We start from the raw sequence: 24,997 nt of genomic DNA, 5'->3' as shown, positions 1-24,997 counted from the left end.
GGGCCCTCGCGACCGGTCCCACCGGGTCCGCCGTCGGCATGCGCGGGGGATATCCCCCGCGTAGTCGGCGCCGGGTGAGCCATCCCGCACCGACCGCACCCGCGGATCTGCCGCCGCGGCCGCAGCCGATGCGGTTCAATGGAGGCCATGAGCAGTGACGCCACCTCCTCCGACAGCTCCCTGGACCCCCACAACGACGCGGCCGCCGCCCAGGCCGACGACGGCTCGACCGGCCAGATGGTCGAGGACGTGGAGTCGACCGCCGCCGAGATCGATGCCGACGGCGCGCCCCGCGGCACCCTCCGCGACGTCGCGAACTCGCTGGGGATCTCCAGCGCGGTCGCGCTGCGCGCCCTGCGCGGCGCCGACGAGATCAAGCCCCGGATGGTGGAGCGCGTGCGCGAGGCCGCCGAGCGCCTCAACTTCCCGCTCGAGGAGCTCAGCGAGGAGACGGAGCACCGCGGCGTCGTCGCCGTGCTCGTGAACACCATGCGCAACACCTGGATCTCCGACCTCGTCCGCTCGATCCGCATCGAGCTCGCCGCGACCGGCCGCACCGCCGTCGTCGTGCCGACCCGTCGGCGTCTGCCGGAGTACCCGGTCGCCGTGGACATCGACGCGATCGAGAACCTCGTCCACCTCGGCGTGGACGGCTTCCTGATGGTCTCCGACCTCGCCGACATGGACGAGGTCCTCGAGGTCACCGGGAACCGCCCCCTGGTCGGGATCGGCTGCTCGAAGGAGCTCGTCGGCCGGATCGACACGGTCCGCATCGACGACGAGGTCGGGCAGGGCCTCCTGGTCGACCACCTGGTGAGCCTCGGCCACCGCGAGATCGCTCACGTCGGCGGGGTCGGCGCGGCCGTCGCGCGCGAGCGCGCCGACGCCTTCCGCGCCGCGATGGCGCGCCACGGGCTGGAGGACTCCGCCCGGGTCGAGCCGGGCGACTTCACCGAGCAGGTCGGCCAGACCGCCGGGTCGATGCTGCTGCGCGGCAGCCAGGTCCCCACGGCGGTGACCTGCTCCAACGACGTCACCGCCGTCGGCGTGCTCTCCGCGGCCCGCGAGGCCGGCTACGACGTGCCGGAGGCCTTCGCGGTCGCCGGCTACGGCAACACCTCGCTCGCCTCCTCCGGCGTCGCGGAGCTGACCAGCGTGGACCCGAACTCGGAGCGGCTCGGCGCCCTGGCGGCCCAGATGCTGGTGGACCGCGTCTCCGGCCACGAGGGACCCTTCCGGGACGTCGCGGTCGCTCCCTCCCTGGTGGCGCGCCGCACCACCGCCGCCGGCCCCCGCCCCGAGACCACCCGCCGCAAGCGGATCTCGGTGGACTGAGCCCTCGGCCCGCTCCCTCGATCCGGCTCGATCCGACACAGAAACGCCCGCACCCTGCGATAGGCTCCGATCATGATCAACACCACGAACGACCCGAGCACGCCGCCCACCCAGCGGTCCATCGGCGAGCTCGTCCAGTCCATCCGCGATGAGCTCCTGGGCGTCGTCCATCACGAGATCGACATCGCCAAGAAGGAGATCACGGCCCTCGGCATCAAGGTCGGCATCATCGCCGCGATGGCCGCCGTGCTGCTGTTCCTCCTCCTGTCGGCCTGGGTCATGCTGCTGTTCGCGGCCGCGACCGGCCTGCAGGCGCTCGGGCTGCCGGCCTGGGGCTCGTTCCTCATCGTCGCCGGGGTGTTCGTCCTCCTCGGTGCGATCGCCGGGCTCGTCGCCTTCCTGGTCTCCAAGAAGCTGAAGGCCCCCGAGACCACGATCGAGACCGCCCAGTCCGCGGTCCAGGCCGTCCAGGGCAAGCGCCGCAGCAACGCCGTCTCCTACGACGACACCTTCGAGGAGCTCTACGGCAAGCAGGTCGGCGCCCGCACCGAGTGACCGCCCGGGGACCGATCGGCCCGACCGCGCGCGCCGGTCGAACCGGCTGAGCGGAGACGGCCCCACCAGGCAGTACCCTGGGGACGTGACTCTCCACCTGCACGACACCGCCACCCGCACCACTGCACCGTTCACCCCGGTGCGCGAGGGGGCGGTGTCGCTGTACGTCTGCGGTCCCACCACGCAGGGCGCGCCCCACCTCGGGCACCTGCGCACCTTCCTCTCCTTCGACGTGCTGGTGCGCTGGCTCGAGCGCAGCGGCTACGAGGTCGCGCACATCCGCAACGTCACCGACATCGACGACAAGATCCTCGTGAAGTCCGCCGAGGCGGGCGCCGAGTGGTTCGCCTGGTCGCTGCGCTTCGAGCGCGAGTTCCAGGACGTGCTGGACCGTATCGGGAACCGCCGCCCCACCTACGAGCCGCGCGCCACCGGTCACGTGCCCGAGATGATCGAGCTCATGCAGCGCCTGATCGAGCGGGGCCACGCCTACGCCGACGGCGCGGGATCGGTCTACTTCGACGTCGCCTCCCTGCCCACCTACGGCGCGCTGACCCGCCAGTCCCTCGAGGACATGCAGGACGCCGGCGAGGAGATGGAGCCCGGCAAGCGCGACCGCCGCGACTTCGCCCTGTGGAAGGCGGCGAAGGCGACCGAGCCGGAGACCGCCTCCTGGAACACGCCCTTCGGCCGCGGCCGCCCGGGCTGGCACCTCGAGTGCTCCGCCATGAGCCGCAAGTACCTCGGCGAGACCTTCGACATCCACGCCGGTGGGCTCGACCTGCGCTTCCCGCACCACGAGAACGAGCAGGCGCAGTCCCACGCCGCCGGCTACGGCTTCGCCCAGCGCTGGATGCACTCCGGCATGGTCACGGTCGACGGGCTGAAGATGGGCAAGAGCCTGGACAACTTCGTCACCGCCGCCGATGCGCTCGGCGAGCACCCCGCCGCGGCGGTGCGCCTCGCCCTCGTCGGCGGCCACTACCGCGCGACGATCGAGTACAACACCACCGCGATGCGGGAGGCGGAGACGGTGTGGGAGCGGTTCTCCGCGACCGCGCGCCGCGCCGCCGAGCAGCTCGAAGGGGCCCCGATCGCCGCGGCCGACGCCGACCTGCGCGCCGTGGAGCTGCCGCAGGAGTTCGTCGCGGCGATGGACGACGACCTCTCCGTCCCCGAGGCGCTCGCGGTGATCCACCGCGAGCAGGCGGCGCTGAACACGCTCCTGGCCGCGCGCGGCGGGGCGGACGGCGCCCAGGTCGCCGAGGGCCTCGGCCGTCTGCGGGCCATGCTCGACGTGCTGGGGCTGGATCCGCTGGGCGAGCAGTGGGGCGGGGAGGCAGGCGCCTCCGGGGTGGAGCACGCGGCGCTCGACGCGCTGATCTCCGCGCAGCTCACCGCCCGCGAGTCGGCGCGCGCCGAGAAGGACTGGGCCCGGGCCGACGCGCTGCGTGATGCGCTGACCGCCGCCGGGATCCGCATCGAGGACGGCCAGGGCGGCGCCCGCTGGACCCTCGAGACCCGAGACTGAGCAGGACTGAGGAGACCATCCATGGCAGGCAACAGCTCGCGCCGCGGCGCGGTGCGCAAGGGCAAGAAGGGCGCGACCGTCGGCTCCGGCGGCGTGCGCCGACGGGGGCTGGAGGGCAAGGGTCCGACCCCGAAGGCCGAGGAGCGCCCGAACCACAAGAAGTACTCCGGCGGCTCGGGATCCGGCGCCGCGGGACGACGCGGCGGGCCCAAGGCCAAGGGCAAGGTGCCCGGCAGCGACCAGGTCGCCGGGCGCAATGCGGTGCTGGAGGCGCTGCGGGAGGAGATCCCCGCCACCCAGCTGACGCTCATGGTGCGGATCGACGCCGACGAGCGGGTGCGGGAGATCATGCGCCTGGCCGCGGCGCGGGCGCTGCCGGTCGTCGACGCGACCCGCACCGACCTCGACCGCATGACCGATCACTCGGTGCACCAGGGTGTGGCGCTGACCATCCCGCCCTACGAGTACGCCGAGGTCGACGAGCTGCTCGAGATCGCCGCGGACCGCTTCGAGCCGCCGCTGCTGGTCGCGCTCGACGGCATCACCGACCCCCGCAACCTCGGCGCGATCCTCCGCTCGGCCGACGCCTTCGGCGCGCACGGCGTGATCCTGCCGGAGCGGCGCAGCGTGTCGATGACCGCGAGCGTGTGGAAGGTCGCCGCGGGGGCCGCCGGCCGCGTCCGCGTCGCCCAGGTCACGAACCTCAACCGCACCCTCGCCGCGCTCAAGGAGCAGGACGTGTTCGTGCTCGGCCTCGACGCGGACGGCGACGTCACCTCGCGCGAGCTCGAGCTCGGCACCCAGCCGGCCGTGCTCGTCGTCGGCGCCGAGGGCAAGGGCCTCTCCCGCCTCGCGCGGGAGACCAGCGACCAGGTGGTCTCGATCCCGATGGCGGGGCGCTCCGAGTCGCTGAACGCTTCGGTCGCCGCCGCGATCGCGCTCTACGAGATCTCCGGGGTCCGGGACCAGCACGGACTGGCCTGACCCTCCCGGCCCGGCCTGGCCCTCCCGGACCGGCCTGCCGCGAGGGCCCGGGCCGGGCCCGAGACCCCCGGCCTCAGTGCGCGGCGCCGGGCTCCCTGCCCCGCACCGAGCGGACCGGGATCAGCACGTGGGGCAGCGCCAGCTGGATGACGAGGCCGAGCGCGATCGCGTAGACGACGGTGCCGAGCCCGAGCGGTCCGCCCAGCAGCCATCCGGTCACCAGCACGATCACCTCGAGCACGATCCGCACCGGCCCGACGGGCCGAGAGAGCACCCGGCTGAGCGCCGTCATCAGCCCGTCGCGGGCGCCCGCACCGAGCTGCGCGCCGATGTAGAGGGCGCCGCTGATCCCGTTGACCACCACGCCGAGCAGCATGAGGGCGATCGCGACGGGCAGCGAGCTCGCCTGCGGCAGGATCAGCATCCCGAGGTCGATGCTGACCCCCACCCAGATCGCGTTCGCGACCGTGCCGATCCCGAGCCGCTCGCGCAGCGGGATCCAGAGCAGGAGCAGCACGAAGCTCACCGCGATGCTCATCGACCCCACGGTCGCGCCGAGCCGCTCGGCGAGCGCCGTGTGGAAGACGTCCCAGGGCGCGCCGCCCAGCCCCGAGCGCAGCAGCATCGCCAGCGACAGCCCGAAGCCGGTCAGCCCGATCATCATCTGCACGAGCCGGCGCGTTAGCCGATCCACGCCCAGCTGATCGCGCAGGGACAGGTTGTCGAGCCGGGGGTGCCGGCGCCGCTCCGACGCAGCCACGTCTCGTCTCGGTCTCCTCCAGGGCCCTCAGGCCTCGACGATCGGCAGGGCCGAGGTCTCGGTGGTCACCAGCGACTTCTCGTCGGGCCGGTGGATGAGCTCGTTGAGGATGTAGTGCCGCACGGTGTCGTCGAGGCTCACGTCGGCGCCGGCCTGCTCGGAGAGGAACCACTTGTGCTCGAGCACCTCGTGGAAGAACTCCGGCGGCTCGAGCTTCGAGCGCATCGACCGGGGGATCGCCCGGACCACAGGCTCATACTGATCCTTGAGCCACTCGTGGGCGACGAACTCCTCCTCCTCGGCCTGCTGCTCCGTGTCCGCGCGGAACTGGTCGAGGTCGTTCAGGAGTCGACGTGCCTGGTTCTCCTGAGCGTCGATGCCGGTCAGGCGCAGCAGGCGCCTCGAGTGGTGACCGGCGTCGACGACCTTGGGGCGGATCGAGAGGGTGGTGCCGTCGAGGTCGGTGGTGATCTCGAGCTCGCCCACGTCGAAGCCGAGCTTGTTCAGCCGCTCGATCCGGGCGGAGACCCGCCAGCGCTCGTCGGCGGAGAAGCGCTCCGAGGAGGTCAGCGCCTCCCACAGCTCCTCGTAGCGGGCCACGAGGTCGTCGCCGATCTCGACGGGATCGACCTCGGGGTCGATCATGTCGCCGGCCTGAAGGTCCATCAGCTCGCCGATGATATTGGTGCGGGCGAGGTCGAGATCGTAATGGCGCTGCCCGGCCGTGAGCGTCTCGTACAGGGAACCGGTCTCGACGTCGACGATGTAGGCGGCGAAGGCCCCCGCGTCACGGCGGAACAGCGTGTTCGACAGCGACACATCGCCCCAGTAGAAGCCCTCCAGATGCAGCCGCACCAGCAGCACGGCGAGCGCGTCGAGCAGGCGCTGGGCGGTGTCCTGGCGCGAGACCTGACTGAACACGGCCCGATAGGGGAGGGAGAACTGCAGATGACGGGTGATCAGCACGGCGTCCAGCGCCTCGCCGGAGCGGCCCGTGCGACCGGAGACCACGGCGAAGGGCTCGACCGAGGGGATGCCGATCCGGCCGAGCACCTTGAGCGTGTCGTACTCGCGCTGGGCGAGGTGGTGGTTGATCTCCTTGAGCGCGAGCACCCGCCCCGAGACCCGCACGAAGCGGACCACATGGCGGGAGATGCCGCGGGGGAGCGCGGCCAGGATCTCGTCGGGCCACTGCTCCAGCGGCGTCTCCCAGGGCAGATCCAGCAGTGCAGGGTCTGCACGGGACGCGGTGATCTCCAGGGGTGCCATGGGTCCATTCTCTCCCGAGCGCGAGGGCCAGGCCCATACGCTTCCACAAATCACGTCGGACCGACGGGAAGATCACGGCTCGGGACTTCGTGTCGTCGCGGCCCCGAGGTCGCCGGGAACCGTCCTGGGGCCGACGGGGGCGGCGGCGCCGAGCCCGCCGGGGACGGACGACGAGCCCGCCGTGGACGGATGACGGAGCCGCCCGGGACGGACGACGGGCGCCCGGCCGGAGCCGGACGCCCGTCGTGCGGAGCGGGGGTGCTCAGTCGCCGAGGCGCTTGCCCGACTTCGCGTCGAAGAGGTGCAGGTGGCCCTCCTTGGGACGGAAGTAGACGGTCTCGCCCTTGGCCGGGGGACGGCGGCCGTCGACGCGCGCGATGAACGGCTTGGCGGTCTCGTCGCTGCCGGCGCGGCGACCGTAGATGAACGCGTCCGCGCCGAGCTCCTCGACCACATCGACCTCGACCGCGATGCCCTGCTCGTCGCCGACGAGCTCGAGGTCCTCGGGGCGCACGCCCACGGTGACGGTGGACTGGTCGGTGTCCGAGAGGGTCGCACGGTCCACGGGCAGCACGGCGCCGCCGAACTGGACGCCCTGGTCGGTGAGCTTCTCCTCGAGCAGGTTCATGGCGGGGGAGCCGATGAAGCCGGCCACGAACACGTTGTTCGGGTGGTCGTACATGCGGCGCGGGGAGTCGATCTGCTGGAGCACGCCGCGGTCGAGGACGGCCACGCGGTCGCCCATCGTCATCGCCTCGGTCTGGTCGTGGGTGACGTACACGGTGGTGACGCCGAGACGACGCTGCAGCGAGGCGATCTGGGTACGGGTCGAGACGCGCAGCTTCGCATCGAGGTTCGACAGCGGCTCGTCCATGAGGAACACCTGCGGGGAGCGCACGATCGCACGGCCCATGGCCACACGCTGGCGCTGACCGCCGGAGAGTGCCTTCGGCTTGCGGTCGAGGTACTCGGTGAGGTCCAGGATCGCCGCGGCGTCCTCGACGCGCTTGCGGATCTCCGCCTTCGGGGTGCCGGCGATCTTCAGGGCGAAGCCCATGTTGTCGGCGACCGTCATGTGCGGGTACAGCGCGTAGTTCTGGAACACCATGGCGATGTCGCGGTCCTTCGGCGGGACGTCGGTGACGTCACGATCGCCGATGAGGATGCGGCCCGCGTCGATCTCCTCGAGACCGGCGAGCATGCGCAGGGAGGTCGACTTGCCGCAGCCCGAGGGGCCGACGAGGACGAGGAACTCGCCGTCGCCGATCTCGATGTTGAGGTTGTCGACCGCGGGGCGCTCCTGGCCCGGGTAGACCCGGGAGGCGTTGTCGAACGTGACTGTTGCCATGGTGGTTCTCCTTCACCGGCAGGTACGTGCCGGACGATCCGTTGTGAAGTGACTGTGACACCGGTTCGGGGAGCTCCTCGAGGGTGCTCCATCGCACCGGCACGGCAGAGTGTATCCCACGTCTCACCCTCCCGGTCCGCCCTGCCACCGACGGCGCGCCGTCGTCCCGGCCGCGCCCTGCCCGGGCCGTGGACGGGCCGCGGCAGGGCCGAGCCCGGCGCACTCCCGTGCACGGCGCGGGCACGGGATACTGGGGCGGTGGACACTGCTGAGCTGACCCGGAAGATCCTGGACCGACGCCCCCGCGAGGGCGCCCCGCTGCGCATCGTGCAGGCAGGGCACCCCGCCCTCCGCCGCACCGCCGTCGCCGCCCGCGACCGCCTCGAGCCCGCGCTCCTGGCGGAGCTCGCGGATGCCATGACCGTGACGATGAGGGACGCGCCCGGCGTCGGTCTCGCCGCCCCGCAGATCGGGCTGCCGCTGAGCTTCTACGTCGTCGAGGACCCCTTCGCCGCCGAGGAGGGGGAGGACCCCGAGGACGAGCTGCTCGAGCGCCGACCGCTCGCGCTGCGCGCCCTGCTGGACCCCGTCGTCGAGCCGGTCGGGGACGAGACCGTCTTCGCCTTCGAGGGCTGCCTCTCGGTCGACGGCTGGCAGTCGATCGTGCCCCGCTCGCGCCGGGTGCGCCTGCGCGCCCAGGAGCTGCTGCCCGGCGGCTCCCTGCGCGAGGTCGACGAGGAGCATGTGGGCTGGACCGCGCGGATCCTCCAGCACGAGACGGACCACTTGGGCGGGATCCTCTGCCACGACCGGATGGTGCCCCGCTCCTTCGTGGAGGCCGGCTACGTCCACCACTACGCCGACCTCGGCGAGGCCGTGCGCCGACTGGGCCTGAGCGGCGACATCGCCGAGCTCGGCGAGGGCGAGGTCGTGCTGCGCCGCTGAGGCGCCGCGCAGCCCGGTCCGCACTGCCCGGTCCGTGCCGGGGCTGTGCGGCATCCGCGGCATCGCCATGTCCCCGTCGGGCGGGGAGCCGACCGCGGACCGGGCCTTCGCCGTGCGCACCCGCCGTCCAGGAGCGCGGCCCCGTGCGCGATACCGTTGCCGTGTTCAGGACCCCGACGAATGGAGGCCCAGGTGGCCACGAACTCCCCGCAGCCCGTCCCGCGCGACCACGGAGCCCCCGCGACGCGACCCGACGACCTCCCCCTCGAGGAGGGCTCCCTCGACGAGCAGCTCGACGAGCGCTGGCTCTCGCTGATCGACGCCGCGCTCAAGGTCCAGGCGCCGCTGGCCCGCACCTACGTCGAGCACCTGCGCGCCAAGCACCCGGAGGCGACGGACCGTCAGCTGCTGGAGAAGGTCACCTCGCGCTTCACCGCGCTGACCACCGCGACCGGCGCCGGCATCGGCGGCGTCGCGGCGCTGCCGGGCCTCGGCACCGCCGCCGCGATCGGCCTCACCGTGGGGGAGGGGCTCTCCTTCGCGGAGTCCTGCGCCTTCCTCACCCTTGCCGCCGCCGACATCCACGGCGTCGACATGACCGACCGCGAGACCCGACGCCTCGTGCTGCTGGGCGTGCTCGGCGGCGAGCGCGGCGCCGAGATCATCGGCAAGGCGCTCGGCCGGCAGGGCATGCGCTGGAACTCTGTCCTCGGCGGCGGGGGCCTCCTGCCCGGCTTCGTCACCAAGCAGGTCAACAAGTACGTGCGGCGCCGGGTCGTGGCCCGCACCGGCGGTCTGTGGCTCGCACGCCTGGTGCCCTTCGGGATCGGCGCGGTCCTCGGCGGACTCGGCGCCCGCGTCGTGGCACGCTCCGTGGTCGAGGCGATGCTCGAGATCTTCGGGCAGGGGACGCAGGGCCCGGAGGGCGAGCTCACCCGGCGCTGAGCGGGAGGTCCGGGCGTCGCGCCCGCAGTCACGCCCGCACATGATGACGGGGCCGGTCCCTCAGGACCGGCCCCGTCATCGTGCGTCCTGCGCGGACGGACCGCGCTCAGACCTCCTGCGTGAACTCGTTGGCGTGCTCGGTGCCGACAGCACGCTGGTAGGAGCGGCGGATCTCCGCCTCCGCGTCGCTGCGGCCCTCCCAGTGCGCGCCCTCGACGCTCTTGCCCGGCTCGAGATCCTTGTAGACCTCGAAGAAGTGCTGGATCTCCAGACGGTGGAACTCCGAGACGTCGGTCAGCTCCTGGCGGCGCACCTGACGGCGATCGCCCACGGGCACCGCGACGATCTTGTCGTCGCCGCCGGCCTCGTCGCGCATGCGGAACATGCCCAGCGCGCGGCAGCGGATCAGGCAGCCCGGGAAGGTCGGCTCCTCGAGCAGGACCAGGCAGTCCAGCGGGTCGCCGTCCTCGCCGAGGGTCCCCTCGATGAAGCCGTAGTCGTCCGGATAGCGCGTCGCGGTGAAGAGCATCCGGTCCAGGCGGATCCGCCCGTTGTGGTGGTCCACCTCGTACTTGTTCCGGTTCCCGCGAGGGATCTCGATGGTCACGTCGAATTCCACGACAGCCGCTCCATTGCTCCGGCCCCGTGGGCCACTTCATTGCTCCGGCCCCAGGGGCCGCTTCCGATGACCGGGACACCATATCGTGGTGGCATGGCCCTTCGAGCAACCGAGCGCATGTGGCGCACCGTCGCCGTCGTGATGTGCGCGGCACTGCCCGTGAGCTTCTACGTCCTCGGCGACCTGATGGACGCCTTCCCCGGCGTGCTCACCGTGCGCAGCGCCGAGGAGGACCCCGGCTCCGGCCCCCGCGCCGTCGCGGAGGACTGGGAGCGGGTCGATCCGGCCGAGGCCGTGGCCCCCGTCGGCTCCTCGCCGTCCCCGGTCGACCCCGCCGACCTGCAGCAGCGCATGGCCGCGAAGGCGGAGCTGCCCGTCGTGGGCGGGGGCCTGGCCTTCAGCGTCGTCGCGGCCGAGGACGGCCAGGTGCTCGCCGAGCGGGGCTCGTCCAGCGCCCTCGTGCCCGCCTCGACCCTCAAGCTGCTCACCGCCGCGGCCGTGCTGCGGCAGTACACGGGGGATGAGGTGCTGGTCACCCGAGCGACCGTCCAGGACGGCGTGGTGACCCTGGCGGGAGAGGGTGACATGACCCTCACCGAGGAGGATCTGCGCGAGCTCGCCGCGCAGACGGCGGCGCTGGCGGCCGAGCAGGGGACCTCCTCCGTCTCCCTCGCCCTGGACGACTCGTATCTCGTGGGCGGGGCGAACCCGGCCTGGGGTGACAACGGCACGGCGGGCGGCTGGGTCACGCCCACCGCCTCCCTCGCGCTCGAGGAGGGATGGCTCGACGGGGAGCAGTACGGCCCGAAGTCCACCGATCCAGCCGGCGACGCGGCCCAGCGCTTCGCCGAGCTGCTCGGCGAGGAGGGTCTCGAGGTGGCCGGCGGGATCACCGCGGCCGCCGCCCCGGAGGGCGCTCCCGCCGCGGAGATCTCCTCCGAGCCGCTCTCGGAGATCGTGCGCCACACCCTGCTCATCTCCGACAACACCACCGCCGAGCTGCTCGCGCACCTGGTGGCGCTCTCCCGCGGCGAGGAGACCACCCCCGCCGGCGCCGCCGCCGCCGTCGAGGCGGAGATCCGCGAGCTCGGCGCCGAGATGGGGCTGCCCGAGGAGGACCTCGCCGGGCTCGACCTCCGCGACGGCTCCGGCCTCTCGCGGGAGAACCGGGTCCCGCCGGCGCTGCTCGCCGCGGTGCTCGCCCAGGTCGCCTCCGGCGAGGTGCCCGCTCTCGAGCAGATCCTCTACGACGTGCCCGTCGCGGCGCTCTCGGGCACTCTCGCGGACCGCTTCGGCCACGGCGACGACACAGCCGCCGCCGGGCAGGTGCGCGGCAAGACCGGCTATCTCGGCGGCGCCGCGACGCTCGCCGGCGTGACCGTGCTCCCCGACGGTCGCACCGTCGGCTACTCGATCGTGGTCCACGACTTCGACGGCGCCGACGCGGACGCCGCCCGCGCCGCGGTCGACGACGTCGCCGCCGAGATGGTGCAGGTCGACTGATGGCCGGCCCACCTCCCGTGGTCGCCCGTGCTCGCCGGGCCGTCCGCGCCGCCCTCGCCGAGCGGCTCGAGCAGCTCGCCGACGACACCGGCTCCGGCCACCTCGCCCCGCGCCTGCTGGTCGGCGTCTCCGGGGGCGCCGACTCGCTCGCGCTGCTGGCGACCACCTGCTGGGTGGGGGAGCGGATAGGGCTCGCGACCGAGGCCGCGATCGTCGACCACGGGCTCCAGGACGGCTCCGCCTCCGTCGCCGCGCGCGCCGCCGCGCAGGCGGAGCGGCTGGGCGCCGAGGCGCACGTGCTCACGCCGTCCGTCGACCTCGCCGCCCCCGGCGGTCTGGAGAATGCCGCCCGCACCGCCCGACACGACGCCCTCGAGCACCTCGCCCGGGAGCGCGGTGCGCTCGCCGTGCTGCTGGGCCACACCCTCGACGACCAGGCGGAGCAGGTCCTGATGGCCCTCGCCCGCGGCGCCGGGCCCCGGGCGCTCGCCGGGATCCGCCGCAGCCGCGGCCACCTGCTGCGCCCCTTCCTCGGCACCGGCCGCGACGAGACCACGGCCCTGCGACGCGCCGACACCGAGGAGATCTGCACCCTCCACGACCTCGAGTGGTGGGAGGACCCGATGAACGCGGATCCCGAGCTGCTGCGCTCGCGGGTGCGCCACCGGGCCCTGCCGCTGCTGCGCGAGATCCTCGGGGACCAGATCGACGAGAACCTCGCCCGCAGCGCCGACCTGGTCCGCCCTGATGTGGACCATCTCGACGAGGAGGCTCGGGCGCTGCTGCCCGCCCTGCGCCGCGACGCCGGGGAGCTCGCCGAGGTGGGAGACCTGCTGCACCTGGACGTCCATGCCCTCGCCGCCGTCCCCGCCCCCGTGCGCACCCGCGTGCTGCGCGACGCCTCCCGTTCCGCTCAGCGCGCAATCGATGCAGGTGACGCAGGTGGATCCACGAAATCGCTGCTGCGCAGGCAGGTGCTCGCGCTGGATGCGCTGGTCGTCTCATGGCACGGTCAGGCAGCGGTGCCCGTTCCGGGTAGGATCGAGGTCGCTCGCCGTGACGGCCTGTTGGTGTGGCGCCGTCCCGCTCCGTGAGCCGCGGCGGACGCACCCACCACATCACCTGGAGGAGATCCGCGTGCCCCAGACGCACCCCCACCCCGATGTCGACCGCGTGCTGCTGGACGAACAGCAGATCCGTGACCGGCTCGCCGAGATCGGCGCGCAGATCGCCGCGGACTACGCCGAGGAGCCCCCGATCCTGGTGGGCGTCCTCAAGGGGGCGGTGATGGTGATGGCGGACCTCGCCCGTTCCATCGACCTCAAGGTCGAGATGGACTGGATGGCGGTCTCCTCCTACGGCTCGGGCACGAAGTCCTCGGGCGTGGTGCGGATCCTCAAGGACCTCTCCGGCGACATCACCGGGCGCAACGTCCTGATCGTCGAGGACATCATCGACTCGGGCCTGACCCTGAAGTGGCTGCTGGCCAACCTCCGCTCGCGCGGGCCGAAGTCCGTGGAGATCGCGACGCTGCTGCGCAAGCCCGAGGCCGCGCGCGTCGAGATCGACGTGAAGTACGTCGGCTTCGACATCCCCAACGAGTTCGTCATCGGGTACGGGCTCGACCATGCGGAGAACTACCGCAACCTTCCCTACGTGGGCGTCCTCGCACGCTCGGTCTACGAGGACTGAACCGGTGGCAGATTCCCCCAAGAGCACGGGCCGCGGCTCGGGCGGCAGGAAGCGCCGCCCCTTCACCTCCGTCGCCCTCTGGATCGTCGTCGCGCTGCTGCTGGGCATGGCGCTGTTCTCCCTGCTGGGCCGTGACGGCTACCAGCAGATCGACACCGAGCAGGGCCTCGAGCTGCTGCAGGGCGACACAGTCGAGCAGGCGAAGATCATCGGCGGCAACCAGCAGCGCGTCGACCTGGTCCTGACCGAGGACTTCACCGACGGCGAGGAGAACAAGGGCACCCGGGTGCGCTTCGCCTACGTCGACGCGCGCAGCGAGTCGATCGTCTCCGCGGTCGAGGAGTCCGCCCCCTCCGGCGGCTACACCGACGAGATCGCCACCAGCTCGTGGTGGTCCACGCTGCTGCTGTCCTTCCTGCCGCTGCTGATCTTCATCGGCCTGTTCTGGTTCCTCATCATGAACGCCCAGGGCGGCGGCCGGGCGATGCAGTTCGGCAAGTCCAAGGCGAAGCTGTTCAACAAGGAGGCCCCGAAGGTCACCTTCGCCGACGTCGCCGGCGCCGAGGAGGCCGTCGAGGAGCTCGACGAGATCAAGCAGTTCCTCGTGGACCCGGGCCGCTACCAGGCTGTCGGCGCGAAGATCCCCAAGGGCGTGCTGCTCTACGGCCCGCCCGGCACCGGCAAGACGCTGCTGGCCAAGGCCGTCGCCGGCGAGGCGAACGTGCCCTTCTACTCGATCTCCGGCTCGGACTTCGTGGAGATGTTCGTGGGCGTCGGCGCGAGCCGCGTGCGCGACCTGTTCAACACCGCGAAGGAGAACTCCCCGGCGATCATCTTCATCGACGAGATCGACGCCGTCGGCCGCCACCGCGGCGCCGGCATGGGCGGCGGCCACGACGAGCGCGAGCAGACACTGAACCAGATGCTCGTGGAGATGGACGGGTTCGACGAGAACCAGAACGTCATCCTCATCGCCGCCACCAACCGCGTGGACATCCTCGACCCGGCGCTGCTGCGCCCGGGCCGCTTCGACCGCCAGATCGCGGTGACCGCCCCGGACCTCAAGGGCCGCCTGCACATCCTCGGCGTGCACGCCAAGGGCAAGCCGCTGGCCCACGACGTGGACCTCGAGGCCGTCGCCAAGCGCACCATCGGCATGTCCGGTGCGGATCTCGCCAACGTGCTCAACGAGGCGGCGCTGCTCACCGCCCGCTCGGGCAACCAGATCATCGACAACCGCGCCCTGGACGAGGCGATCGACCGCGTCTCCATGGGCCCGCAGCGCTACTCCAAGGTGATGACCGAGCGCGAGCGCCAGATGACCGCGTACCACGAGGGCGGTCACGCCCTGGTCGCCGCGGCGATGAACAACTCCGCCCCGGTCACCAAGGTGACGATCCTGCCGCGCGGTCAGGCTGGCGGCTACACGATGGTGGTCCCCACCCAGGACCGCAACTACCAGTCCCGCAACGAGCTGCTGGACCGCCTCGCCTACGCAATGGGCGGCTACGCGGTGGAGGAGTCGATCTTCCACGACGTCACCACCGGACCCAGCTCCGACCTCCAGAACGCCACCAAGATCGCCCGCACCATGGTCATGCAGCTGGGCATGAGCGCGGCCGTCGGCCAGGTCGCCCTCTCCGGCGACCAGGACGAGGTGTTCGTGGGCATGCAGCAGGGGCAGGGCCCCCGCTTCTCCGACGAGACCGCGAGCGTCGTGGACCAGGAGGTGCGCACGCTCCTGGACAACGCCCTGGACGAGGCCTGGTCCGTGATCGTGCAGAACCGTCACGTGCTGGACCGCCTGGTCGAGGAGCTGCTGGAGAAGGAGACGCTGAACGAGCACGAGCTCGCCGCGATCTTCGCGGACGTCACCAAGCTGCCGCCGCGCGAAGTGTGGGTCTCCAGCGAGGAGCGGCCCTCCCTCGAGGCGCCGTCGGTCGGCTCGACCACCACCGGCACCGGCACCGAGGAGCACGACGCGGGCGAGCCGCTGCAGCCCGGCGCCCCCGAGCTGCCCCATCCGGGCGGCGACGGGCCCGGCATCCCCGGCGCCCCGCCCGGAGGTGCCCCCGGCGGCTCCGGTTCGGCCGGTCCCGGTCAGGGCTACGGCTACAGCGACCACGACGAGACGGAGCGCTGAGATGGCGGTGGACCGGCCCCGGGTCGAGGCGGCGGTGCGGGAGCTCCTCGCCGGGATCGGCGAGGACCCCGACCGCGACGGCCTCCTGGAGACCCCCGCGCGGGTGGCGCGGATGTACGCCGAGGTCTTCGAGGGGCTGGAGCAGGACGCGCACGAGCCGCTGTCGACGACCTTCGACATCGAGCACCAGGAGCTGGTGCTCGTGCGCGACATCGCCTTCCACTCGATGTGCGAGCACCACCTGCTGCCCTTCCACGGGATGGCGCATGTGGGGTACATCCCCGGCGGCGGTGCCGTCACGGGGCTGAGCAAGCTCGCCCGCCTGGTCCACGTCTACGCCCGACGCCCGCAGGTGCAGGAGCGGCTCACCTTCCAGATCGTCGATGCGCTGATGGACGAGCTCGGTGCGGCCGGCGCGATCGTCGTGATCGAGGCGGAGCACATGTGCATGTCGATGCGCGGCGTGCGCGCCGCCGGGGCCCGCACCATCACCAGCGCCGTGCGCGGCATGCTCCGGGACAGCTCGAGCACCCGCAGCGAGGCCATGGCCCTGATCAACGGACGGTGAGGTCGTGCCCATCCCCGTGCGCCGCCCCGAGGGCCTGCCGGACCGCCTCGGCGGGGACGACACCCTCGTCATGGGGGTCCTGAACGTCACCCCCGACTCCTTCTCCGACGGCGGGAAGCACGACAGCGCCCCCGACGCGATCGCCCACGGCCGCCGCCTGGTCGCCGAGGGCGCCGCGATCATCGACATCGGCGGGGAGTCCACCCGCCCCGGTGCCCCGCGCGTCCCCGAGGAGGAGGAACTGCGCCGGGTGATCCCCGTGGTCGAGGCCCTCGCCGCCGAGGACGTCGTGCTCAGCGTGGACACCATGCGCGCCTCCGTCGCCGCCTCGAGCATCGCGGCCGGGGCCCTCATCGTCAACGACGTCTCCGCCGGCCAGGCCGACGTGCGGATGGGGGCGCAGGTCGCCGAGCTGCGCACGCGCCTGGGCACCCCGCCGGTGTTCATCGCGATGCACTGGCGCGGCCACAGCGACGTCATGAACGACCTCGCGCGCTACGAGGACGTCGCCCACGACAGCACCGCCGAGCTCGGCGACCGCCTCACCACGCTGCGCGAGGCCGGGATCGAGGACCGCTTCCTGGTCGCCGATCCGGGCCTCGGCTTCTCCAAGACGGGGGAGCAGAACTGGGACCTGCTGGCCGACTGGGACGCGATCGCCTCCCACGGCCTTCCCGTCCTCATCGGCGCCTCGCGCAAGCGCTTCGTCAGCGCCCTCGACGTGGACCGCGACGCGGCGACCGCCGCGATCAGCGCCTACAGCGCCGAGCACGGCGCCTGGGCGGTGCGCGTCCACGAGGTCCCCTCCAACCTCGCCGCGGTGCGGGTCGGGGACCGGCTGCGTCGGAGCAGGCGCCGATGAGCCCGCACGACGGCAGCACGCACGACGACAGCGCGCACCACGGCGGAGCGGGCCACGGCAGCGCGCATCACGGCTCCGCGACGGCGTCGATCGGACGCCTGGACCGCATCGAGGTCACCGGCATCCGCGCCTGGGGCCATCACGGCGTCCTCGCCGCGGAGAAGGAGATCGGCCAGGAGTTCGCGGTCGACGTCGTCCTGCACCTCTCGACCGCTGCGGCCGGCCGCAGCGACGTCCTCTCCCGCACCGTGAACTACGCCGAGGTCGTCACGGCCGTGCACGAGGAGATCGGCGTCGGCCCCCACGACCTCGTCGAGACCCTCGCCGAGCGGATCGCCGAAAGGATCCTCGAGGAGACCGGTCATCCGCTGGTGCGCCGCGTCGGCGTGCGCGTGCACAAGCCCGCCGCCCCGGTCGGACTGCCCGTCGGCGGGGTGTCCGTCGCGATCGAGCGCGACGCGCGCCCCGTCCTCGCGGTGCTTGCGCTCGGCAGCAACCTCGGCGACCGCGAGATGCATCTGCGCGGGGCGCTCGATGCGCTCGCCTCCCACCCGGGCACCGAGATCGCCTGGACCTCGCCCGTGCTCGAGACCGCCCCGGTCGGCGGGCCGGACGGCCAGGGCGCCTATCTCAACGCCGTGGTCGGCGTGACCACCGAGCTCGGCCCCCACGACCTCCTCGCCCTGGCCCACCGCGCCGAGCGGGCCGCCGGACGGCAGCGACTGGTGCGCTGGGGCGAGCGGACCCTCGACGTGGACGTGATCGCCTACGGCGACTGGCGCAGCGAGGACCCCGACCTCACCGTGCCCCACCCCCGCGCCCACGAGCGCGCCTTCGTGCTCGGCCCCTGGCATGCCGCGGACCCCGCCGCCGAGCTGCCCGGCCACGGACCGGTCGAGGCGCTCCTCGCCCGCGCCGCGGACCGCGAAGCCCTGCGCCCGGGCCCGGTGCTCGAGGGCTTCGACACCCCGGCCTCCCGGACGGGGGAGGGAGCGGCGGAGTCGTGAGGCCCCTGAACATCCCGGTGCTCGTGCTGATCCTCGTGATCGGTGCGGGCTTCGGGGCCCAGATGCTCGAGACCCTCGCCGCCCGCGGCCACTCCCTCCCGATCGCGGGTTGGCTGACCACCCTGGTGCTGCTGGCTCTGGCCGCGGTGTTGCTCGCCCACGGCCTCCCGATGCGCCGCTACCTCCAGGAGAGCGAGGAGCGCCGCAACAGGCCGTCCTACACACCTCGACGGCACCAGATCGACCTGCCCACCGCCTATCGCACGGTCCTGCTGGCCCGGGCTTGCGCCTACACCGGCGCGATCATGGGCGGGATCTTCACCGGCCAGGCGCTGTTCCTGCTGATCACCGGCACCGGCGACCTGCTCGGCGCGATCCTGCCGACCGCCGCCGCCGCGGTCTCCGGCATCGTGCTCGGCGTGCTCGGGGTGATCGTGGAGCGGTGGGGCAAGCTCCCGCCCGACGGCGACGGCTCCGCCGAGGGTGCGGAAGCCGGGTCCTGACCGAGAGCTTCGAGCCCTCCGACCCCGCCGTGAGGCGGGCCTGCGAGCTGCCGGTCGGCGGAGCGGGGCGCGGGCGAGGACCGACCTTCGGCGGAGCGAGCAGCGCCGAGCGTCGCACAGCGCCTCCGGTCCGGGATGACACGATGTCCCCATGACCTCCTCCGCGCACGATGCCCGACCGCCGCTCCCCACGGCGACGCCCCACGACGCCACGCCGACCGAGGTCTCCGACGCCCCCGGGACGCGACTCGGCGAGCAGGGTCTGCAGCCGGTCTCGCCGAAGCTCGTCCCGGCCCGCTATCTCGCGGGGATCCCCGGCTATGTGATCGGGGTGCTGCTGACCATCGGCGCGATCGTCGCGGCGGTCCTGACGGGATGGTGGTGGCTGGGGCTGACGGCGATCGTGCCGCTGGTGCTGGTGGTGCAGGGCCTCGCGCTCACCCCGCGACGGGTGCGGGCGATCGGCTATCGCGAGGGGGAGGAGGACCTCACCGTCGCCCTCGGGATCATGTTCCGCTCCGTGCACACGATCCCCTACGGCCGCGTGCAGTCGGTGAAGATCGACGAGGGGCCGGTGGACCGCCGCTACGGCCTCGCGAAGCTCACGCTCAGCACCGCCCATGACGGCGCCGGCGTCACCCTGCCCGGCCTGCCGAAGGACGAGGCCGAGCGCCTGCGCGCCCTGCTCACCGCGCGCGGCGTCGAGCTGATGGCGGCGCTGTGACCGCCCCCGGCCCCGAACCCGCCCCCGACCCCGTGCCCGGAGCGCCCCGCCACCGCACCCATCCGATCACGCCGCTGGTGACCGGCTGGAAGGTCGTCGTGGGCGTCATCGCGGTGCTCACCGCCCAGAACATCGCCCAGCTGGCGAACGAGTTCACGATCCGGCGCGCGCTGATCGGACTGGGCATCCTGCTCCTCGTCGTCCTCGTGGCGATCGTCCTGTCGGCCCTCAGCTGGTGGTTCACCACCTACGCGGTGGACGAGGACGGCGTCTCCGTGCACAGCGGCATGATCAGCCGCTCTCGCGAGTACGCGCCGCGGGCACGCATCGAGTCCGTCTCGATCGAGCGCCCGCTGCTGGCCCGCCTGCTGGGGCTGGCGAAGGTGCGCGTCGAGGTCGCCGGCGGCGGCGAGTCGTATCTCGACATCGAGTACGTCTCCTCCGCCCGCGCCGAGGAGCTGCGCCTGGGCATCCTCGAGGTCGCGGCCGGGACGCCGGCCCCGCCCACCGACGCCGCTCCCGTCGAGGCGGCTCCGGCCGACGGTACGAGCGCGGAGGCCTCCACGGCCCACGCTGGCGGCCCGACCGAGGGCTTCTCCGCCCCAGGCCGCCAGGACGCCCGCGGCGCCGCTCACGAGCACGGCGGTCGTCTCGAGGAGGTCCTGTACGACGGGGTGACCGACGGCGAGCTCATCGCGAGGATCCCCACCGAGCGGCTCGTCCGCTCCCTCATTCGGGACCTCGGCTTCCTCACCGGGATCGTCATGAGCGTCGTCGGCGTGGTCGTCGCGGTGCTCCTCGCCCTGTGGCAGGAGGGCTTCTCGATCGCGATCCTGGCCGCGCTGGCGCCCACCGCGATCGCGGTGCCGAAGTACGTCTTCGGCCGGATCGACTCCGGCTGGGGCTTCGTCTCCCGCTTCAGCGAGCGCGGGCTGCGGATGCGTCGGGGCCTGGCCAACACGCGCACCGACAACATCGCCGCCGGTCGCATCCAGCGCTTCGACCTGCGCCGCCCCTTCCTGTGGCGCGGCCCCGGCTGGACCGCGGTCTCCGCGACCGTGGCCGGGATCGATGACGACGACGAGAACGGCGCGACCAGCGTGCTCCCGGTCGGCACCCGTGAGGAGCTGCGGCAGACCCTCGGCCGGCTCAGCGCGCCGCTGGGGACCGAGGACGACCTCGCGACGATCGAGCACCTGCTCACCGCCCGCGCCCGCGACCTGCCCGGACTGCGCACCCCGGTGCGCTGGTACTGGATCGCCCGCCGCACCGAGGTGAGCATTCTGCTGCCGGGAGCGCTCGTGCACCGCAGCGGCCTCGTGTCCCGCAAGCTCAGCATCGTGCCCCGCGAGAGGATCCAGGAGCTGAGGCTCGAGGACGGCCCGCTCGCCCGCCGTCTCGGCGTGCTGGACCTCCATGTCGAGGGCGCGGGGGACTCGCTCCTGCTGGAGAACCTGCGCCGCGAGGACGCCCTCGCCGTGCATGCCGTGCTCGCCGCGGACGCCCGCACCCTGCGCCGCTACCGGGATCGCGAGAGCTGGCCCCGTCCCGCGCTCGCGCCCGTCGGCCCCGCCGCGCAGGCGCCCGGCAGTGACCCCGCGAGCGTCCCCGGGAGCGACCCCGAGCAGGGGCGGCCCGCCGCACCCGCCCCCGACGCGCACCCCGGCGGGCAGGAGACCCGATGACCCCGCCCCGCCTCGGCATCGGCGTGATCGGCGCAGGACGCGTCGGCGCCGTGCTCGGCGCCGCGCTGCGCACCGAGGGGCACGCGCTCACCGGCGCCTACGCCGTCTCCGACGCCTCCCGGGAGCGGGCCGCGGAGCTCCTGCCCGGTGTGCCGCTGCTGGACGTCCCCGCCCTCGTCGAGCGCAGCGAGATGCTGCTGCTCGCCGTGCCCGACGACCAGCTCGGACCGCTCGCGAGCGGGATCGCCGCGACCGGCCTCGCCCCCGGCGGGCAGCTCGTCGTCCACACCTCCGGCCGCTACGGCACCGAGGTGCTCGCCCCGCTCGCCCGCGCCGGCGCCGCGACCCTCGCGATCCACCCGGCGATGACCTTCACCGGCACCCGCACCGACCTGCCCCGGCTGGTCGGCTGCCCGATGGGGATCACCGCCAGCGAGGAGTTCCTGCCCGTCGCCGCCGCGCTCGTGGTGGAGATGGGCGGCGAGGCCGTCGTCATCGCCGAGGGCGACCGCCCGCTCTACCACGCCTCCCTCGCCCACGCCGCGAACCATCTCGTGGTCCTCGTGGACCAGTCCCGCAGGGCGCTGGCCCGGCTCGGCATCGAGGACCCCGGCGCCTACCTCCGCCCGCTGCTCGAGGCCGCGCTCGAGGAGTCGCTGCAGCGGGGGAGCGGGGCGCTGACCGGACCGGTGGTCCGCGGGGACGCCGGCACCGTCGCCGCCCACCTCGACGCCCTCGCCGACCTCGACGCGACCGCCGCCCCGCTCGAGCCCGGCGACGTGAGCGACACCTACCGAGCCCTCGCCCTCGCGGCGCTCGCCCGTGCAAGACTCGCCGAGGGCGACCGGGAGACGATCCGGGCGCTGCTGGAGGCGGCACCGCCCCCGGAGGAGAGCTGAGGAAGGACCCCGCCGTGCCCGAGAGCACCCCGCGCACCACGCTCGTCACCACCAAGTCCGCGCTGCGCGAGCACCGCGCCGCGATGGACGGGACGGTCGCGGCGGTGCTCACCATGGGCTCCCTCCATGCCGGACACCTGGCCCTGGTCGAGAGGGCCCGCGAGCTCGCCGACCACGTGATCCTCACCGACTTCGTCAATCCCCTCCAGTTCGGGCCCGGGGAGGACTACGAGGCCTACCCCCGCGACCTCGAGGCGGACCTCGCCCTCGTCGACGGGCTCGTCGACCTCGTCTTCGCCCCCGGCGTGGAGGAGATGTACCCCGTAATGCCGCCGACGGTCTCGGTCCGCGCCGGTCACGCCGGCACGGTCCTCGAGGGCGCCGCCCGGCCCGGCCACTTCGACGGCGTGGTCACCGTCGTCGCGAAGCTGCTGCGCCTGACGGACCCGCACCTGAGCGTGTTCGGGCGCAAGGACGCCCAGCAGCTCGCGATCATCCAGCGCCTGGTCGCCGACCTCGACCTGCCCGTGCGGATCGAGCCCGTGGAGATCCAGCGGGAGGAGACGGGCCTCGCCCGCTCCAGCCGCAACGCCTATCTCTCCGCGGACGGGAAGGAGCGGGCTCTGGCCCTGTCCCGCACGATCGCCGCGGCGCTCGCGGCCGCCCCCTCCCTCTCCGGCATCCGAGACGCGCTGGAGGCCGCGCGGGAGCGGGCCGAGATCGACTGGGACTACGCGCTCGCCCTGGACCCCGCGACCCTCGAGCCCGCCGCTCCCGACCACCGCGGCGAGGTGCTCGTCGTGCTCGCCGGACGCGTCGAGGGCACCCGGCTGCTGGACGCCGCTGTGGCGGTGGCGACAGCACCCTGATCCCGGAGGCCGTCACGCGCGCGGTGATGAGACAATCGCAGCCATGAGCGAGAACCCCCCTGCCTCCGAGGTGACCGACAGCTCCGACCAGATCGCGGTCCGACGGTCCAAGCGGGAGCGCCTGCTGGCGCGCGGGGAGGAGCCCTATCCCGTCTCCGTCCCCGTCACCGCCACGATCGCCGAGGTCCGCGCGGAGTACGGCCACCTCGAGGCCGGGGTGGAGACGGACGACGAGGTCGGCGTCTCCGGCCGCGTCGTCTTCCAGCGCAACACGGGCAAGCTCGCCTTCGTCACCCTCCAGGACGGCGCCGGGGAGCGTCTGCAGATCATGGCCTCGCAGGCCGTGATCGGCGAGGAGCGCCTCGCCGCTCTCAAGGCCGACGTCGATCTCGGCGACCACGTCTTCTTCCACGGCCGGGTCGGTGCGTCCCGGCGCGGCGAGCTGAGCATCTTCGCCGACTCCTGGCAGATGGCCGCGAAGGCGGTGCGCCCCCTCCCGGTGCTCCACGCGGACCTCTCCGAGGAGTCGCGGGTGCGCCGCCGCTACGTCGACCTGATCGTGCGCCAGGAGGCACGGGACGCGGTGCGCCTGCGCTCCGAGGTCATGCACTCCCTGCGCGAGTCCTTCCGCGGCCGGGACTTCGTCGAGGTCGAGACCCCGATGCTGCAGGTGATCCCCTCGGGTGCGGCGGCACGGCCGTTCGTCACCCACATGAACGCCTTCGACCTGGACCTGTACCTGAGGATCGCGCCGGAGCTGTTCCTCAAGCGCGCCGCGGTGGGCGGGCTCGAGAAGGTCTACGAGATCAACCGCAATTTCCGGAACGAGGGCGCCGATTCCACGCATTCGCCCGAGTTCGCGATGCTCGAGTCCTACCAGGCCTACGGGGACTACGACTCGATCGGCGAGCTCACGCAGTCGCTGATCCAGGAGGCCGCCGAGGCCGCCACCGGCTCCCAGATCGTCACCCTCGCCGACGGCACCGAATACGACTTCTCCGGGGAATGGGCGAAGATCACCGTCTACGGCTCGCTCTCCGAATCCCTCGGCGAGGAGATCACTCCGGAGACCACCCCGGCGCGCCTGCGGGAGATCGCCCGCTCGCTCGAGCTGGACCTCGACCACCCGAAGTACGGCCACGGCAAGCTCGTCGAGGAGCTCTTCGAGCATCGCGTGGGCGACCACCTGCACGAGCCGACCTTCGTGCGCGACTTCCCGGTGGAGACCAGCCCGCTGGTGCGCGCCCATCGCAGCACGCCCGGCGTGGTCGAGAAATGGGACCTGTACGTGCGCGGCTTCGAGCTCGCCACCGGCTACTCCGAGCTGGTCGATCCCGTCATCCAGCGCGAGCGCTTCGCCCAGCAGGCGGAGCTCGCCGCCCAGGGCGACGACGAGGCGATGCGCCTGGACGAGGACTTCCTCGAGGCGATGGAGTATGCGCTGCCGCCGACGGGAGGCATGGGCATGGGCGTGGACCGCCTGCTCATGGCCCTGACGGGGCTCGGCATCCGCGAGACGATCCTGTTCCCGCTCGTGAAGCCGGGGGCCTGAGATGGACTCCGGGTTCTGGTTCGAGGCCGGTGCGCTTCTGCCCTCGATCGGCGTGGGGCTGCTGTTCTGGTTCGTGATCCGTGCGCTGCTGCGGGCCGACCGCCGCGAGCGGGAGGCCGAGCGTCAGGCGGAGCAGGAGCTGCTCGAGCGGAAGCAGCCCCGGAAAGACCCCTGATGCGGCGGCGGACGAGAATGAGAACATCCCTACGTCCACACACCTCGTAATCAGATTGAAATAACCGGCCTCGTAATGGATACTGGGCGAGATCGTGAACACCCCCTGCGTTCATGATGAAGTCCGGAAACCACCAGCGAGGGAGAACCCCTATGGCACGGAAGACCTACGTGGAGCTCATCGACGACATCAACGGTGACAAGGCCGAGGAGACGGTGAGCTTCGCCCTGGACGGCGTCGCCTACGAGATCGACCTGACGGCCGAGAACGCGGAGAAGCTCCGCGAGGAGCTGAGCGGCTGGGTCGGCAAGGCGCGCCGCGTCGGGGGTCGCCGCACCCGCGGCACCGCCTCCGGCTCCCGTGCGAGCTCGAACGACTCCTCGCGCATCCGCGAGTGGGCGCGTGAGGCGGGCTACGAGGTCCCCGACCGCGGCCGGATCTCGAGCGCGATCCGCAAGGCGTACGAGGAGGCCCACGGGGAGTGATCCCCGCACGGCGGCCGTGAGCCGCCGACGCCTTCGACG

At 72.8% G+C, this 24,997-nt stretch carries 25 protein-coding genes; 21 read left to right on the top strand and 4 right to left on the bottom strand.

What is annotated here, in order from left to right; all coding sequences use genetic code 11:
• Positions 1–147 precede the first annotated feature (147 nt).
• The 4 genes from RBL05_RS04300 (at position 148) to rlmB (ending at position 4,405) form a co-directional block, all read left to right on the top strand.
• The gene (locus RBL05_RS04300) at positions 148–1,335 is read left to right on the top strand and encodes a LacI family DNA-binding transcriptional regulator (protein ID WP_263311315.1); all 1,188 of its coding nucleotides are present in this window, start codon (positions 148–150) and stop codon (positions 1,333–1,335) included.
• A gap of 72 nt (positions 1,336–1,407) precedes the next feature.
• Positions 1,408–1,890: a phage holin family protein gene (locus tag RBL05_RS04295; RefSeq protein WP_308740533.1), complete on the top strand. Its 483-nt coding sequence runs from the start codon at positions 1,408–1,410 to the stop codon at positions 1,888–1,890.
• An 85-nt stretch (positions 1,891–1,975) separates the two neighbouring features.
• On the top strand, positions 1,976–3,421 hold the full coding sequence (gene cysS / locus RBL05_RS04290; RefSeq protein WP_318604116.1) for a cysteine--tRNA ligase: 1,446 nt from the start codon (positions 1,976–1,978) through the stop codon (positions 3,419–3,421).
• A gap of 21 nt (positions 3,422–3,442) precedes the next feature.
• Positions 3,443–4,405 carry a 23S rRNA (guanosine(2251)-2'-O)-methyltransferase RlmB gene (rlmB, locus tag RBL05_RS04285; RefSeq protein ID WP_263311313.1) on the top strand — a complete coding sequence of 321 codons (963 nt, stop codon included), beginning with the start codon at positions 3,443–3,445 and terminating at the stop codon, positions 4,403–4,405.
• A 73-nt stretch (positions 4,406–4,478) separates the two neighbouring features.
• On the opposite strand, the gene RBL05_RS04280 is transcribed toward rlmB, so the two are convergent.
• From RBL05_RS04280 to RBL05_RS04270, 3 genes are all read right to left on the bottom strand, one after another.
• On the bottom strand, positions 4,479–5,165 hold the full coding sequence (locus RBL05_RS04280; RefSeq protein ID WP_308740535.1) for a YczE/YyaS/YitT family protein: 687 nt from the start codon (positions 5,163–5,165) through the stop codon (positions 4,479–4,481).
• Between the two features lie 27 nt (positions 5,166–5,192).
• Positions 5,193–6,434 (bottom strand): DUF4032 domain-containing protein, encoded by a 1,242-nt coding sequence (locus tag RBL05_RS04275; RefSeq protein WP_308740536.1) that lies wholly within the window; start codon positions 6,432–6,434, stop codon positions 5,193–5,195.
• Between the two features lie 262 nt (positions 6,435–6,696).
• The gene (locus RBL05_RS04270; RefSeq protein WP_062949645.1) at positions 6,697–7,782 is read right to left on the bottom strand and encodes an ABC transporter ATP-binding protein; all 1,086 of its coding nucleotides are present in this window, start codon (positions 7,780–7,782) and stop codon (positions 6,697–6,699) included.
• Positions 7,783–8,040: 258 nt separating this feature from the next.
• On the opposite strand from RBL05_RS04270, the gene RBL05_RS04265 reads away from it, so the two are divergent.
• Positions 8,041–8,727, top strand: a complete 687-nt coding sequence (locus RBL05_RS04265; protein WP_308740537.1) for a peptide deformylase — start codon at positions 8,041–8,043, stop codon at positions 8,725–8,727.
• Positions 8,728–8,919: 192 nt separating this feature from the next.
• Positions 8,920–9,672 (top strand): hypothetical protein, encoded by a 753-nt coding sequence (locus tag RBL05_RS04260; RefSeq protein ID WP_308740538.1) that lies wholly within the window; start codon positions 8,920–8,922, stop codon positions 9,670–9,672.
• Positions 9,673–9,778: 106 nt separating this feature from the next.
• Here the strand turns inward: RBL05_RS04260 and RBL05_RS04255 are convergent, their stop codons facing one another.
• Positions 9,779–10,291 (bottom strand): inorganic diphosphatase, encoded by a 513-nt coding sequence (locus RBL05_RS04255; protein WP_010551035.1) that lies wholly within the window; start codon positions 10,289–10,291, stop codon positions 9,779–9,781.
• Positions 10,292–10,384: 93 nt separating this feature from the next.
• Here RBL05_RS04255 and RBL05_RS04250 point away from each other — a divergent pair, with 93 nt between their 5' ends.
• The 15 genes from RBL05_RS04250 (at position 10,385) to RBL05_RS04180 (ending at position 24,958) form a co-directional block, all read left to right on the top strand.
• Complete coding sequence (locus RBL05_RS04250) at positions 10,385–11,794, top strand: D-alanyl-D-alanine carboxypeptidase (RefSeq protein WP_318604111.1); 1,410 nt, start codon at positions 10,385–10,387, stop codon at positions 11,792–11,794.
• On the top strand, positions 11,794–12,888 hold the full coding sequence (tilS, locus tag RBL05_RS04245) for a tRNA lysidine(34) synthetase TilS (protein ID WP_308740540.1): 1,095 nt from the start codon (positions 11,794–11,796) through the stop codon (positions 12,886–12,888). The genes RBL05_RS04250 and tilS overlap by 1 nt, the downstream gene beginning before the upstream one ends.
• A 43-nt stretch (positions 12,889–12,931) precedes the next feature.
• Complete coding sequence (hpt, locus tag RBL05_RS04240) at positions 12,932–13,486, top strand: hypoxanthine phosphoribosyltransferase (protein WP_010551038.1); 555 nt, start codon at positions 12,932–12,934, stop codon at positions 13,484–13,486.
• Positions 13,487–13,490: 4 nt separating this feature from the next.
• Positions 13,491–15,629, top strand: a complete 2,139-nt coding sequence (gene ftsH, locus RBL05_RS04235; RefSeq protein WP_308740541.1) for an ATP-dependent zinc metalloprotease FtsH — start codon at positions 13,491–13,493, stop codon at positions 15,627–15,629.
• 1 nt (position 15,630) lies between these two features.
• Positions 15,631–16,197, top strand: coding sequence for a GTP cyclohydrolase I FolE (folE, locus tag RBL05_RS04230; protein ID WP_308740542.1), 567 nt, complete (start codon positions 15,631–15,633; stop codon positions 16,195–16,197).
• A gap of 4 nt (positions 16,198–16,201) precedes the next feature.
• Positions 16,202–17,059: a dihydropteroate synthase gene (gene folP / locus RBL05_RS04225; RefSeq protein WP_308740543.1), complete on the top strand. Its 858-nt coding sequence runs from the start codon at positions 16,202–16,204 to the stop codon at positions 17,057–17,059.
• Positions 17,056–18,066, top strand: a complete 1,011-nt coding sequence (folK, locus tag RBL05_RS04220; protein ID WP_308740544.1) for a 2-amino-4-hydroxy-6-hydroxymethyldihydropteridine diphosphokinase — start codon at positions 17,056–17,058, stop codon at positions 18,064–18,066. The genes folP and folK overlap by 4 nt, the downstream gene beginning before the upstream one ends.
• Positions 18,063–18,569 (top strand): DUF3180 domain-containing protein, encoded by a 507-nt coding sequence (locus RBL05_RS04215; RefSeq protein WP_308740545.1) that lies wholly within the window; start codon positions 18,063–18,065, stop codon positions 18,567–18,569. Before folK ends, RBL05_RS04215 begins: the two co-directional genes overlap by 4 nt.
• Before the next feature lie 151 nt (positions 18,570–18,720).
• Positions 18,721–19,293 (top strand): PH domain-containing protein, encoded by a 573-nt coding sequence (locus RBL05_RS04210; protein ID WP_308740546.1) that lies wholly within the window; start codon positions 18,721–18,723, stop codon positions 19,291–19,293.
• Positions 19,290–20,978 (top strand): PH domain-containing protein, encoded by a 1,689-nt coding sequence (locus tag RBL05_RS04205; protein ID WP_308740547.1) that lies wholly within the window; start codon positions 19,290–19,292, stop codon positions 20,976–20,978. The genes RBL05_RS04210 and RBL05_RS04205 overlap by 4 nt, the downstream gene beginning before the upstream one ends.
• Complete coding sequence (locus tag RBL05_RS04200) at positions 20,975–21,877, top strand: Rossmann-like and DUF2520 domain-containing protein (protein WP_308740548.1); 903 nt, start codon at positions 20,975–20,977, stop codon at positions 21,875–21,877. The genes RBL05_RS04205 and RBL05_RS04200 overlap by 4 nt, the downstream gene beginning before the upstream one ends.
• 14 nt (positions 21,878–21,891) lie before the next feature.
• Positions 21,892–22,746, top strand: a complete 855-nt coding sequence (gene panC, locus RBL05_RS04195) for a pantoate--beta-alanine ligase (RefSeq protein ID WP_308740549.1) — start codon at positions 21,892–21,894, stop codon at positions 22,744–22,746.
• 43 nt (positions 22,747–22,789) lie between these two features.
• Positions 22,790–24,298: a lysine--tRNA ligase gene (lysS, locus tag RBL05_RS04190; RefSeq protein ID WP_308740550.1), complete on the top strand. Its 1,509-nt coding sequence runs from the start codon at positions 22,790–22,792 to the stop codon at positions 24,296–24,298.
• Position 24,299: 1 nt separating this feature from the next.
• On the top strand, positions 24,300–24,473 hold the full coding sequence (locus tag RBL05_RS04185) for a hypothetical protein (protein WP_168165377.1): 174 nt from the start codon (positions 24,300–24,302) through the stop codon (positions 24,471–24,473).
• 152 nt (positions 24,474–24,625) lie between these two features.
• Entirely contained in the window at positions 24,626–24,958 is a 333-nt protein-coding gene (locus RBL05_RS04180; RefSeq protein WP_263311297.1) for a histone-like nucleoid-structuring protein Lsr2, read from the top strand.
• The last annotated feature ends 39 nt before the right edge of the window (positions 24,959–24,997 follow it).

This window comes from Brachybacterium sp. GU-2 (genome assembly GCF_030866705.2).
GTDB classification, from domain to species: Bacteria; Actinomycetota; Actinomycetes; order Actinomycetales; family Dermabacteraceae; genus Brachybacterium; species Brachybacterium conglomeratum.
Note: the sequence above shows the minus strand (reverse complement) of the source record. Positions and strands in the feature narration are given on the sequence as shown.